The following is a 12,874-nucleotide window of genomic DNA, read 5'->3' as shown; positions in this document are numbered from 1 at the left end:
CAGGCCCGAAATCCGGGCTCCCCTCGCAGCGTTTCCCCAGCTCAGCGCTGGGATGGACGAAAGTGGGTCAGCGCGGGATCAGGGTCAGCACCGACGCCTCCGGCCGGCAGGCGAAGCGGATCGGCGCCGTCGGGTGGGTGCCCATCCCGGCCGAGACGTGCAGCCAGGCGTCCGAGCCCGGCCACCGGTGCAGCCCCTTCGCCATCCGGGTGGGCAGGTCGCAGTTGGTGGTCAGCGCGCCGTAACCGGGCACGCACACCTGCCCGCCGTGCGTGTGCCCGGCCAGCAGCAGCTCGAAGCCGTCCGCCGCCATCGCGTCCAGCACCCGGGAGGCCGGCGTGTGGGTGACCCCGAGGTGCAGGTCGGCACCCGGGCTGATCGGCCCGGCCACCGCGGCGTAGTCGTCCCGCTCGACGTGCGGGTCGTCCACCCCGGCCAGCTCGATCGAACGGCCGCCGGCTTTGAGGACGGTCCGGGCGTTGTTCAGGTCGGCCCAGCCGGCGTCGGTGAACGCGGCCCGCAGGTCGTCGGCGGGCAGATCGACGCCCTGCACGTACTCCCGGTCGGGCATCAGGTACTGCAGCGGGTTCTTCCAGACCGGGCCGCGGTAGTCGTTGGAGCCGAAGACGAACGCGCCGGGCAGGTCGAGCAGCGGCTCCAGGGCGCGCAGGACGCCCGGGATCGCGTGCGGCGAGGCCATGTTGTCCCCGGTGACGATCACCAGGTCCGGGTCGGTGCCGATCAGCCCGGCCACCCAGTCCTGCTTGCGCCGCTGGTCCGGCATCATGTGCAGATCGGACAGATGCAGGATGCGCAGCGGTTCCGCGTCCGGGTCCAGCACCGGCACGTCGAAGCGGCGGAGGGTGAACAGGTTCCGCTCGATGAGCGAGGCATAGGCGAACGTCGCGCCGCCGACGGCGGCCAGCGCGGCGGCGGCGGAAATAAGGGAGCGCTTACGCATGACGGCAAGGGTAGTTTCTCCGTCCATGGGAACGCTGAAAGACCGCCTGAACGATGACCTGCACGCCGCGATGAAGTCCCGGGACGAGCTGACCACCTCCACCCTGCGGATGGCGCTGTCCGCGGTGCGGACCGCCGAGGTGGCCGGTGACGAGGCCCGCGAGCTCTCCGACGACGAGGTGCTGGCGGTGCTGACCAAGGAGGCGAAGAAGCGTCGCGAGGCGGCCACCGCGTTCGCCGGCGCCGGCCGGGCCGACCAGGCGGCGAAGGAGACGGCCGAGGGCGAGGTCCTCGACCGTTACCTGCCGAAACAGCTCACCGACGCGGAGATCGCCGAGATCGTCGGGCAGGCGCTGGCGGCCGGCGGGTTCACCGGCAAGGCGCAGATGGGCCCGGCGATGAAGGCGGCCCAGGCCGCGGTCGCGGGCCGGGCCGAGGGCGGCCGGGTGGCGGCCGAGGTGCGGCGCCGGCTCGGCTGAGGCCGGCGTTCCGGACGGATACGCGAAACGGGCGGGAGAGCATGCTCTCCCGCCCGTTCCGTCGTGGCTGACTATCGTCGGCCCGGCTTGGGTTTCTTGGTCTCCTCCGTGCCGGGCTGGGCTTCCTTCTTGCCGCTGCTGACCTGGATCTCGACGGCCCCGCCCTTGACGGTGCGGGACACCGCGGTGCCGGCGGCGGTGCCCTCCGGGCAGTCCGACTCGACCTTGCCGCCGATCACCGGCTCGAAGCCGGCGCCGGAGATCCGGTCCTGGGCGGCGGAGAGCGAGTCGCAGGTCACGTCCGGGACGTTGCGCAGGTCACCGACCGAGATCTTGTCGTTCGACGTGGTCTTGAACTGGACCTTGGGCTTGCCCTTCATGTAGTCGTGCAGCGTCCACTGGACCGCCTTGTTGACCGGGTAGTGCTCCATCTGGTCCTTGTGGTCCTGCCAGTCCGGGTTCACCAGGTAACCGGCGACGACCAGCTTGGTGGTGCCGACGATCAGCGAGGCGGTCCGGCTGTTGTCGGTGGTGCCGGTCTTGCCGAAGACCGGGTGACCGACGATGCCGCGGGTGTCCGGCGCGGTGGCGTGGCCGCCGCAGCCGCCCATCTGGGCCGAGTCGCCGACCGGGCAGCGGGTCGCGTCCAGCGCCGCCCGGGCCACGTCCTTGGTGGTGGCCTGGATGCAGTGCGGCTTGCCGACGTCGATCTTCTCGCCGTCCTTGGTGGTGATCTGCTCGATCGGGGTCGGCTCGCAGTACTTGCCGTCGCCGGCCAGCGTCGCGTACGCGTTCGCCATGTCCAGCGGGGTGGACTGCATGACGCCCAGGGTGAACGCACCCCAGCCGGCCGCCCGGTCCTCGTCGTTGGCCATGTCCGCGTCGTTCTTCTCGCGGAACTGGACGCCGAACCGCTTGGCCACGGCCACCACGTTCTGCGCGCCGACCTTCTCCTCGAGCGGGACGAAGTAGGTGTTCACCGAGGCGCCGAAGCCGGTCCACATGTTGAAGACGCCGGCCTCCTTCTTGCTGGCGTTGCTCGGGCACCAGTCGTCCGAACCGGGGCAGGACGACGGCGTACCGTAACCGGCCTTGTACTTCGAGTGGTACGTCGGCTTGGTGTTGATCGGGAAGCTCAGCGGCAGGCCCGACTCCAGGGCGGCGACCATGGTGAACATCTTGAACACCGAGCCGGCCTGGTAACCCTTGATGTCGCCACCACCGCTGAGCAGCGGGTTGGTGGTCTTCGGGTACGACCCGCGGATCTTCTTCTTCGCCTTCTTCGGGTCCGAGGAGATCTTGTTGGTCGGGTGGTCCGGGTCGTCCAGCGCGTACTTCCGGTTGGCGGCCAGGATCCGCACCTTGCCGGTGCCCGGCTCGATGCCGGCCAGCAGCAGCGCGTTGCGGTCGTTGTCGGACGCCTTGTCGGAAATCCGCGCGCGGGCCGCCTTCTGGCCGTCCAGGTCCAGGGAGGTGATCACCTTGTAGCCGCCGCTCTTCAGCCGCCGCTCCCGGTCATAGGTGGTCGCGCCGAACGCCTCCTGGCTCATCCACCAGCGGTAGAAGTAGTCGCAGAAGAAGCCCCAGTTGTTCTTCGACACCGAGACGCAGCCGTTGCCGATCGGCTTCACCTTGGTCGGGATCGCCACCTTGACGGCCTTGTCGGCGTCCGCCTGGCTGATCGCCTTCATCGCGACCATGCCCGGGACGATGTAGTTGTTGCGCCGGGCCAGGATCTGCTCGTGACCGGTCTTGGTGGTCGGGTTGAAGCTGGTCGGGGCCTTGACCATGCCGGCCAGCATGGCCGCCTCGGCGATGCTCAGGTCCTTCGGCTTCTTGTTGAAGTAGACCTGGCTGGCCGCGTAGACGCCGTAGGCCTGGTTGCCGAAGGGCGCGATGTTCAGGTAGCGCTCCAGGATCTGCTCCTTGGAGAGCTGCTTCTCGACCTGCAGCGCGTACTTCATCTCGGTGATCTTGCGCTTCGGGGTGTCCTTGGTGGCGTTGATCACCTCCTGCGGGTTGGTCGCCGAATAGGCCAGCGACATCCGCACGTACTGCATCGTCAGGGTCGAGGCGCCCTGCTGCGCGCCACCCTGGTTGTTGCTGACGAAGGCGCGCGCCACGCCCTTGAGGTCGACGCCGTTGTGCTCGTAGAACTTGCGGTCCTCGGCGGCGATGATCGCGTTCTGCATGTTCTTCGAGATGTCCTTGAGCGGGACATCGCTGCGGAACTCGTCGTAGAACGTCGACAGCGGGGTCCGCCCGTCAGCGGCGTAGACCCGGGTGAGCTGCGGCGAGCTGAAGTCCTTGAGCTCACTGGGCAGATTCGCGAACGTCTCGCCACCCGCCTTGGCGGCAAGACCGGACATCGCCGCCGCGGGGAAGGCGGCCGCGGCCACCACCACACCGGCCAGCAGGCCACAGACAAGCAGCGATGTCGCGTTCGTGAATATGTTGTGATCGCGTCTGCGCATCCAGGAGGTCACCCGAGGCAGGATACGCGAACCGTGCACGCGACCGCCCGTCGAGAAGGCTGCCCTTGCCCTCTCCGAGTGTGACTTGTCACCCGAGTCGGCGGGGTGATTTCCCACATCTGCACCAAAGATACCCCCGATCGGCCACGGTTCCTCGGCCGCTTTGCCCGGAACTCCCGGGCTATACGTATTTGAGGGACAACGTTGCGTAATCACCCAACTACAGAGCATGATGGTCCGGCGAGACATCTCGCATGACGTCTGCGTGGCAATGGGGGACATGGGCTGCCGCGCCGACGTCCGGGGGTGAAAGCAAGGGGGGACGTTTACCAATGGGGATGATCAGCGACTGGCCCAGCATGGCGGCGTGTCAGAGTGGCGACCCTGACGCGTTGTTCGTGCAGGGCGCCGAGCAGAACGTGGCGAAGAGGATCTGCCGCAGCTGCCCGGTCCGCTACGAATGCCTCGCCGACGCCCTGGACAACCGGATCGAGTTCGGCGTCTGGGGAGGCATGACAGAACGGGAGCGGCGGGCCCTGCTGCGCCGCCACCCGCACGTGGCGAGCTGGCGGAAGATGTTCGAGGCCGCTCTGAAGGAGAAAGGCGCCGACAAGGTGCTGGTCTCCACCCGCTGATCAGGCGAGCACCGCTCGTCAGGCGAGCAGTGCGCCGATCGTTCGCAGCCCGTCGACGTCGTGGACGTCGGCGGGCTGCGCTGCCACCGCGGTCGTCGGCACCTGCGGGAAGGCCTCGGTGAAACCGGCCGCGACCCGGATCTCCCGCTCGCTCTGCCGCAGCAGCGCGGCGTGGATCCGCAGCGCGTCCGCGGTGACCGGCTGGTCGCCGGCCGTGGCCAGGCGGTCCGCGGCGGCCTCGCTCTCCTCGGCGGACAGCCCGGCCGGCTCGGTCTGGTGCATCCGGTTCAGCACCAGGCCGCTCAGCGGCATCCGCTCGGTGACCAGCCGCTCGGCGAAGTAGGCGGCCTCCCGGATCGCGTCCTTCTCCGGCGCGGCGACCAGCAGGAACGCGGTCTGCGGGTCCTGCAGGATCCGGTACGTCTGATCGGCGCGCTGCCGGAACCCGCCGAACATCGAGTCCAGCGCCGCCACGAAGCCGGACAGATCGGTGAGCAGCTGCGCGCCGAGGATTTTCTGCACCACCCGGGAGAACAGCCCGAACGACGCGGTGACCAGGCTGAACATGCTCTTGCCGCCGGCCCGCGCCGGGGCCAGCAGCATCCGCAGCATCCGGCCGTCGAGGAACCGGGAGAGCCGGGCCGGCGCGTCCAGGAAGTCGAGCGCGGACCGGGACGGCGGGGTGTCCACCACGATCAGGTCCCACTGGTCGCCGGACCGCAGCTGGCCCAGCTTCTCCATCGCCATGTACTCCTGGGTGCCGGCGAAGGTCGAGCTCATCGCCTGGTAGAACGGGTTGGCGAAGATCTCCGCGGCGCGTTTCGGCGTGGTGTGCTGCTCGACCACCTCGTCGAAGGTGCGCTTCATGTCCAGCATCATGGCGTGCAGCTCGCCGCCGGACGCCCCGGCGTCGATGCCCTTGACCTGGCGTGGGGTGTTGTCCAGCTCGGTGAGGCCCATCGACTGGGCCAGCCGGCGGGCCGGGTCGATGGTCAGCACCACGGTGCGGCGGCCGTGCACCTCGGCGGCCCGCAGGCCGAGCGCCGCGGCCGTGGTGGTCTTGCCGACGCCACCGGAGCCGCAGCACACCACGATCCGGATCGCCGGATCGGCGAGCAGGGCGTCGACGTCGAGCCGTGCAGCGGTCACATCAGCCACCACTTCAGAGTAAGGCCTGGAGATCGGACGCTGGAGAATCAAACACTCATCAACCGGGCGGCCAGCACGTCCAGCCCGGCCCGGTCCACCCCGTCGGGCAACTGGGGCAGCTCGACCATCGGGCGGCCGCGCTCGGTCAGGTCGTGCCGCAGCGACTCCTCCAGCTCGCGCCGGGTCAGGTGGGCCTGCGCCTCGGCGGCCAGCTGGCTGACCGTGGCCGGGGCGGCCGGCAGCCCGGCCGCGACCAGGCCCCGCTTGAGCTCCGCCTTGGTCACCTTGCCGCCGGCCAGCAGCGGCGGCCGGGTCCCGTTCAGGATGATCCGGCCGGGCGGGATGCCCAGCCCGCGCAGTTCCTCGACCGCGTCCAGGGTCTCCTGCACCGGCATCTCCTCCAGCAGGGTGACCACGTGCACGGCGGTCATCGGCGAGCGCAGCAGCGAGGCGACCCCGTCGCTCTGGGTCTTGATCGGGCCCATCTTGGCCAGCTTGGCGGTCTCCGCGGTGACGTTGAGGAAGCGGCCGATCCGGCCGGTGGGCGGGGCGTCCAGGATCACCGCGTCGTAGACCCGGCGGCCGTCCGCGGAGCGGGTGGTGGCCTCCTTGACCTTGCCGGTGAGCAACACGTCGCGCAGCCCCGGGGCGATCGTGGTGGCGAAGTCGATGGCGCCGACCTTGCGCAGCGCCCGGCCGGCCGCGCCGAGCTTGTAGAACATGTCCAGGTACTCGAGGAGGGCCTCCTCGGGGTCCACCGGCAGGGCGCGGACCTCGCCGCCCCCGGTGGTGGTGGTGATCCGGCGCTCCGCGTAGGGCAGCGGGTCGATGCCGAACAGCTGGGCGATGCCCTGCCGGCCCTCCACCTCGACCAGCAGGGTGCGGCGGCCACCGGCGGCCAGACCCAGCGCCAGGGCGGCGGCGACGCTCGTCTTGCCGGTCCCGCCCTTGCCGGTCACGATGTGCAGTCGCTCCGGCCAGTTGCCGTGATGCTCACCCATGTCTTCCACGTTACGGCGTCTCAAAAACGGGGTTGCCCGGGTTTTCCCCTCGCGCGGGCAGCACGGTCAGCCGGAGACGTCACAGACCAGCCAGCCGCTCTTGCGCACCACGGTGAACTCCAGATCCTGGGCGGCCGTCTTCTCGTCCTCGGTGGACATCACCACCCGCACGCCGACCTCGGCCTCGCCCTCGTCGGCGCTGGTCACCGCGGGGTCGTCCCAGCGGAACACGGCGCCCTGGTAGCCGTCGGCGTAGCTGCGGATCTGCTGCACCCGGTCGGCCAGCCGGTTCTGGTCCCGAGACTTACGGCACACCAGGTCCTCGGCGGCGCCGGCGTCCTGCTGGGTGTAGACCGCGGTGAGGAACCGGTTCACCGCGGTGGCCGGGTCGGGCGAACCGGGGTTGTCGGCGTCCCGGTAGAGCAGATAGGCGGAGACCGCCCCGCCGCCGCAGAGCGCCAGCGTGGCGGCCAGCGCCAGCGAGACGAAGAGCGAGGAGCGGCGCGAGGCGGCCGCTCCGGGGCGCCGCGGCAGCTGCCAGGTCTCGGTGTCGGTGGGCCGGCTCACCCAGATCGGCTCCGGCTCGGGCGGCTGCACCGCGGCCGGCGGGGAGTGCTCCCAGGCCAGGTGCTCGGGCGGGGAGTACTGCCACTCGCCGGGTTTCTCGTGCCGGGCGTGCCACGGGCCGTGCGCCGGCGGCTGGTGCCAGCCCGCCGCCGGCACGGCCGGCTGCTCCATGGTCAGATCATGAGCGGGATCCGGGTGCGCGTGCCGCCCGGTGTGCGGCGGCTCCGGCACCGGGATCGGTTCGGCCGGCGGGATCGGGGTCGGCGGCTCCGGATCGGGCGACGGCGGCGGATCCGGATGGCCCGGGAACTGGGTCACGTCACCCTCCGCGATGGCTTGAGAGCTTTCCGTACGTAATCCCGCTCAGCCTAGCCAACCAGCCGGTACACCGGGCCCTAAGCTGTGCCGGTACCCGACTAAGGAGTGTCCGAGCCATGCAGAAGTGGGAGTACGTGACCGTGCCCCTGCTGGTACACGCGACCAAGCAGATCCTCGACAACTGGGGCGAGGACGGCTGGGAGCTGGTCCAGGTAGTGCCGGGTCCCAACCCCGAGCAACTCGTCGCCTACATGAAGCGGCCGAAGTCGTGACCACGCCGATCGCCGGCGAGGGCGGCGTCGACGCGTACGCGAAACTGGCCGAGCTGGGCCTGACCCTGCCGTCCGTGGTGGCGCCGATCGCGTCCTACGTGCCGGCCGTGCAGTCCGGCAACTACGTCTACGTCTCCGGCCAGCTGCCGATGGTCGACGGCAAGCTGCCGCAGACCGGCAAGGTGGGCGCCGAGGTCTCCGTCGAGGAGGCCACCGAGCTCGCCAAGATCTGTGCCCTGAACGCGCTGGCCGCGATCGACGCGCTGGTCGGCCTGGGCCGGCTCGTCAAGATCGTCAAGGTGTCCGGGTTCGTGGCCTCGGCCGCGGGCTTCACCGGCCAGCCGGCCGTGGTCAACGGCGCCTCCAACCTGTTCGGCGAGGTGCTCGGCGAGCAGGGGCGGCACGCCCGGAGCGCGGTCGGGGTGGCCGAGCTGCCCCTCGGCGCCCCGGTGGAAGTCGAGGTCATCGCCGAGGTGGCGTGAGGTTGGGCGGGTTCGGCCGGGTTTGATCACCCAAGGTGACCGGAACGGACATCGTGTCTCGGCTCACCCTGGATTCCCGACGTACGATTCTCGGCATGGGGGGTGCTGAGCCCGCGTCGGCCGAGGTCGACCGGCTGCCGGGTTGGGTGTCGCTGCTACGTGCTCCCAACCCGGGACCGATGACGCTCGACGGGACGAACACGTGGATCCTGCGGGCTCCCGGGGCGGAGTTCGCCACGGTGATCGATCCCGGACCGCTGGACGAGGGGCACCTGCGCGCGATCGCCGAGCAGGGCCCCTACCGGTCGATCCTGATCACGCACGGTCATCACGATCACGTGGAGGGCGCCGGGCGGCTCGCCGAGCTGCTCGGCGGCGTCCCGGTGCGGGCCGCCGGCCGGGAGCACGGTGAGCCGTTCGACTCGGGTGTGACTCCGGATCGCGACGGGCTGGCAATACACGTCCTGGAGACTCCGGGGCACACCGGCGACTCGGTGTGCTTTCTCGTCGAGTGCGGGAGCGAGCGGGTGATGTTCACCGGGGACACGATCCTGGGCCGCGGCACCACGGTGGTGGCCGCGCCGGACGGGGACCTGGGCTCCTACCTGTCGAGTCTGCGACTGCTCCGGGCGTACGAGAAAGTCTTGATGCTCCCCGGCCACGGACCGGCCCGGGCCGACACCGCGGCCCTGGCCGAGGAATATCTGAGCCACCGGATGGAGCGGCTCGCGCAGGTCAGCGCCGCGATGGCGGCCGGCGCGCGGACCCCGGCGGCGGTGGTCGACCTGGTCTACCCGGACATCGATCCGCGGGTGCGGTTCGCCGCCGAGTGGTCGGCGGCCGCCCAGATCGACCACCTGGAGCGGGAATCAGCGGCAGGGGCCGACGGTTTGGACCGGCTGTGACCTGCCCCGTGTGCGGCACCGTCGCCGTCCCCGGTGCCCGCTTCTGCCATCACTGCGGCTCCGCGCTGCCCGCGGCCGCCGCGTTGCCGGCCGCCGAGCGCCGGATCGTCACCGTGCTCTTCGGCGACCTCTCCGACTTCACCTCCTGGTCCGAGGACCTCGACCCGGAGCGGGTCGGCGCGGTCACCGACCGGGTGCTGGCCGCGCTGGCCGGCGCGGTCAAGACGTTCGGCGGGCACGTCGACAAGCTGACCGGCGACGGGATCATGGCGGTCTTCGGCGCCCCGGTGGCGCACGAGGACGACGCCGAGCGGGCGGTCCGGGCGGCGCTGAGCATGCAGCGGGCGGTCCGCCGGGTGCTCGACGACGAGCGTGGCGGCGGCGCCCCGCTCGGCCTGCGGGTCGGGCTGAACACCGGCGAGGTGGTCGCCGGCATGCAGGCCGGCATCGAATACACGGTCATCGGCGACACGGTGAACACCGCCGCCCGGCTGGCCGACGCGGCCGCGGTCGGCGCGGTCTACGCCGGCGAGCGCACCAGCAACGGCACCCGGCACGTCGCCTCCTGGCGGCAGCTGCGCCCGCTGCGGCTCAAGGGCAAACGCGAGCCGGTGCCGACCTACGAGCTGCTCGGCCTGCACGACGCCCCGGGCACCCGGTCCGGCCTGGGCGACGAGGCGCCGTTCGTGGGCCGGGAGGCCGAGCTGGGCCGGGTCTCCGGCCGGCTGGCCGAGGCGATCGACTCGGGCACGCCCCGGGTGCTGGTGATGACCGCGGAGGCCGGGATCGGCAAGTCGCGCTTCGCCGGCGAGGTGAAACGGCTGGCCGCGGGCTACGAGGCGGGCGGCGCCCGGGTCCTGCGGGTGCGCTGCCGCGCGTTCGGTGAGCGGCGCCGCTACGCGCCCCTGGCCGACCTGGTCCGCAAGGCCGCCGGCCTGCCCAAGGACGTGGTCAGCACGGTCGGGCGGACGGTGGTCGAGGAGCGGCTGCGCAAGGTCGGCCAGCGGCTCGGCGTGACGCTGGACACCGACCGCCTGCTGGTCCTGCTCGGCTACGGCGAGGCCCCGGTCAACCCGGGCGGCCCGGCCGCGCCCGCCGACTGGCCGCCGAGCGCCAAGCGGGTGGACGCCGAGGCGATCTCGATCGCGGTGGCCGACCTGCTGACCGCGATGGCCGCCACCATCCCGCTGATGGTGATCGTCGACGACCTGCACGACGCCACCGCCACCACGGTCGACGCGCTGAGCAGCACGGTGTCCCGGCTGGAGGGCCCGGTGGTGGTGCTGCTGCTCGGCCGGCCGGAGCTGGTCCGCGGGGGCGGGCTGACCCATCTGGCCGACGCCGAGGTGCACACCCTGCCGCCGTTGCGCGGGGCGGACGCGGGCCGGCTGCTCACCTCGTACCTGAACGGCGGGAAGCTGCCGCAGCCGGACATCGACCGGCTGCTCGCCACCGCTCAGGGCAATCCGTTCTACCTGGCCGAGATGGTCACCCTGCTGATGGAGCGGGGCGCGCTGACCCCGGCGGTGGGCGCCAACGCGGCCGGCAAGTGGCAGCTCGCGGCCGGTTCGCTGGGCCGCCGGCTGCTCTCCCGGGACCTGGCCGCGGTGCTCGCCGCCCGGATCGACGCGCTCTCCGCCGAGCCGCGCGCGGTGCTGCGGGACGCCTCGGTGGCCGGTACCACGGTGCCCGGCGGGGTGCTCGAGGCGCTGCACGAGCGGCGTCCGCTGGCCGAGGCGGCGGGCGACGCCGACCCGGCCGCCGAGCTCGAGCGGGCCGTCGACGAGCTGCTGCAACGCCGCATGATCCACCGCAGCCGGGGTGGGTACCAGTTCACCACCCCGCTGATGCGCGAGGCGGCGTACGCCGGGATCGGCAAGGCCGACCTCGCCGAGCGGCACGCCTACCTGGCGACCTGGGCGGCGCCGGAGACGGTCCGCGACTATCCGGACGGCGCCACCCGGCTGAGCCTGTCGGCCAACGAGCGGGACGCGTTCGTGGCCGCGCACGCCGAGGCGGCGATCGAGCTGGCCGACGCGGTCCGGCTGCGCCCGGACGCCGCGGTCCGGGAGGTGGCCGGGCTGGCCGTGGCCGCGCTCGGCCGGATGGCCCGGCGCGCGCTGGCCAACATCGAGCCGGCCGCCGCGATCGAGTACGCCGAGCGGGCCACCGTGCTGGCCGGCGGCGAGCTGCCGCTGCCCGACCAGCTGGTGCTGGCCCGGGCGCTGCTGCGGCTGGGCCGGGCCGAGGAGGCGCTGGCGTACGGGCAGAAGATCACCGATCGGGCGGTGGACGACCCGGTGTGCCGGGCCGAGGCGATGATCGTGGCCGGCCGGGCCTACGAGGCGCTCGGCGACGGCAGCCGCGCGGTGGCCGCCTGGCAGGAGGCCCTGGAGGTGGCCACCGAGGCGCAGCTGCTGCCGGAGCGGGCGAACGCGATGCGCCGGCTCGGCATGGCCGACTTCCTGAACGGCAAGCTGAGCCAGGCGAGCAGCCGGTTCGCCGCGGCCTACCAGGTCACCCTGGCCGCCGGCGACCGGCACGGCCAGGCCTGGGCGCTGCAGAACCTGGCCTGGGTGACCACCACCCGGGGCGACTTCGCCGGCACCGACGCGGTGCTGGGCCGGGCCGCGCGGCTCTTCGCCGAGCTCGGCGACCCGGTCGGCCGGTCCTGGCTGCGCGGCACCACGGCGTTCGCCCGGCTGCTGGCCGGCCGGCTGCAGGAGGCGCGCCGGCTGGCCCGGATCTTCCTGCCGTTCGGCGACCGGGTCGGCGAGGGCTGGGCGGTCGGCACGCTGCGGGTGGTCGAGGCCTACGCGGCGGCCGAGCTGGGCGACCTGGGCGCGGCGGACAGCCAGGCCCGCCGGGCGTACCGGGAGTTCCAGGAGGTCGCCGACGACTGGGGCTGCGGGCTGGCGATGGTGGTGCGCGGCGCGATCGCCCGCGGGCTGGGCGAGTTCGACCACGCCGCCGACCTGCTCGGCGACGCGCTCTGGTTCGCCGACAAGACCGGGCACCCGCTGCTCCTCGGGATGGCCGGCACGCTGCACGGGTTCGTCGCGCTGCAGCGGGGCGACCTGGCCACCGCCGAGGCCGACGCCCGGCGGGTGATGACCGCGGTCGAGCCGCACAACGCGCTGGCCCCGGCCCAGGTCGGGCCGCGGGTGCTGCTCGCCGAGGCGCGGACCCGGGCGGGCGACGCGAGCACCGCGATCGGGCTGCTGGCGCCGATCGCCAGCGACACCTCGTCGCCGTCGCTGCTCTTCTCCCGGCGGCACGCGCTGGCCTCCTACGCCTCGGCGCTGCTCGCCGAGGGGCGGGTGGAGTCCGCGTTGACCTGGATCGAGCGGTCCCGCGACGTGGCCGCCGAGGACGTGCGCAGCGGCGTGGTCGCGGCCATGGTCCGGGCCCGGGTGCTGGCCGCCGCGGACCGGTGCGCGGAGGCCCGCGCGGCGGCCGAGGAGGCGGTGCGGCTGGCGCACTCCACCGAGCAGGCGAGCGAGCGGGCCGCCGCCGAGGAGCTGCGCGACACCCTGGCGGTGACCGGGGTCGAACCCGCTCCCGCGGAAACTGTCGCCTACGCGTCTGACATGCCGGGATGATCTTCCCGATGCCTGGCGTATTTTCTAAGC

General features: G+C 72.2%; 11 protein-coding genes. 6 read left to right on the top strand and 5 right to left on the bottom strand.

Features of this window, described 5'->3' with window-relative positions:
* Window positions 1-67: 67 nt before the first annotated feature.
* Window positions 68-961 carry a metallophosphoesterase gene (locus BJY16_RS06550; protein ID WP_185038209.1) on the bottom strand — a complete coding sequence of 298 codons (894 nt, stop codon included), beginning with the start codon at window positions 959-961 and terminating at the stop codon, window positions 68-70.
* A gap of 25 nt (window positions 962-986) precedes the next feature.
* Here BJY16_RS06550 and BJY16_RS06545 point away from each other — a divergent pair, with 25 nt between their 5' ends.
* Complete coding sequence (locus BJY16_RS06545) at window positions 987-1,439, top strand: GatB/YqeY domain-containing protein (RefSeq protein ID WP_185038208.1); 453 nt, start codon at window positions 987-989, stop codon at window positions 1,437-1,439.
* A gap of 71 nt (window positions 1,440-1,510) precedes the next feature.
* On the opposite strand, the gene BJY16_RS06540 is transcribed toward BJY16_RS06545, so the two are convergent.
* On the bottom strand, window positions 1,511-3,913 hold the full coding sequence (locus BJY16_RS06540) for a transglycosylase domain-containing protein (RefSeq protein WP_185038207.1): 2,403 nt from the start codon (window positions 3,911-3,913) through the stop codon (window positions 1,511-1,513).
* 332 nt (window positions 3,914-4,245) lie between these two features.
* On the opposite strand from BJY16_RS06540, the gene BJY16_RS06535 reads away from it, so the two are divergent.
* Window positions 4,246-4,548: a WhiB family transcriptional regulator gene (locus tag BJY16_RS06535; protein ID WP_014695048.1), complete on the top strand. Its 303-nt coding sequence runs from the start codon at window positions 4,246-4,248 to the stop codon at window positions 4,546-4,548.
* An 18-nt stretch (window positions 4,549-4,566) separates the two neighbouring features.
* Here the strand turns inward: BJY16_RS06535 and bagB are convergent, their stop codons facing one another.
* From bagB to BJY16_RS06520, 3 genes are all read right to left on the bottom strand, one after another.
* Window positions 4,567-5,697, bottom strand: a complete 1,131-nt coding sequence (bagB, locus tag BJY16_RS06530; protein WP_373873448.1) for an ArsA family ATPase — start codon at window positions 5,695-5,697, stop codon at window positions 4,567-4,569.
* A 47-nt stretch (window positions 5,698-5,744) separates the two neighbouring features.
* Window positions 5,745-6,698: an ATPase BagA gene (gene bagA / locus BJY16_RS06525; protein WP_185038206.1), complete on the bottom strand. Its 954-nt coding sequence runs from the start codon at window positions 6,696-6,698 to the stop codon at window positions 5,745-5,747.
* Window positions 6,699-6,764: 66 nt separating this feature from the next.
* The gene (locus tag BJY16_RS06520; protein ID WP_185038205.1) at window positions 6,765-7,583 is read right to left on the bottom strand and encodes an Rv0361 family membrane protein; all 819 of its coding nucleotides are present in this window, start codon (window positions 7,581-7,583) and stop codon (window positions 6,765-6,767) included.
* A 116-nt stretch (window positions 7,584-7,699) separates the two neighbouring features.
* Here BJY16_RS06520 and sp36 point away from each other — a divergent pair, with 116 nt between their 5' ends.
* The 4 genes from sp36 to BJY16_RS06500 all read left to right on the top strand — a co-directional run bounded on the left by sp36 (window position 7,700) and on the right by BJY16_RS06500 (window position 12,844).
* Window positions 7,700-7,855, top strand: coding sequence for a Sp36 family protein (gene sp36 / locus BJY16_RS06515; protein WP_185038204.1), 156 nt, complete (start codon window positions 7,700-7,702; stop codon window positions 7,853-7,855).
* The gene (locus BJY16_RS06510; RefSeq protein WP_185038203.1) at window positions 7,852-8,337 is read left to right on the top strand and encodes a RidA family protein; all 486 of its coding nucleotides are present in this window, start codon (window positions 7,852-7,854) and stop codon (window positions 8,335-8,337) included. The genes sp36 and BJY16_RS06510 overlap by 4 nt, the downstream gene beginning before the upstream one ends.
* A 95-nt stretch (window positions 8,338-8,432) precedes the next feature.
* Window positions 8,433-9,242: an MBL fold metallo-hydrolase gene (locus tag BJY16_RS06505; protein ID WP_185038202.1), complete on the top strand. Its 810-nt coding sequence runs from the start codon at window positions 8,433-8,435 to the stop codon at window positions 9,240-9,242.
* Window positions 9,239-12,844 carry an adenylate/guanylate cyclase domain-containing protein gene (locus BJY16_RS06500; RefSeq protein WP_185038201.1) on the top strand — a complete coding sequence of 1,202 codons (3,606 nt, stop codon included), beginning with the start codon at window positions 9,239-9,241 and terminating at the stop codon, window positions 12,842-12,844. The genes BJY16_RS06505 and BJY16_RS06500 overlap by 4 nt, the downstream gene beginning before the upstream one ends.
* Window positions 12,845-12,874: the final 30 nt, after the last annotated feature.

This window comes from Actinoplanes octamycinicus (assembly GCF_014205225.1).
GTDB classification, from domain to species: Bacteria; Actinomycetota; Actinomycetes; order Mycobacteriales; family Micromonosporaceae; genus Actinoplanes; species Actinoplanes octamycinicus.
The sequence above is the reverse complement of the archived record's forward strand: the minus strand, read 5'-3'. Positions and strand labels throughout refer to the sequence as shown.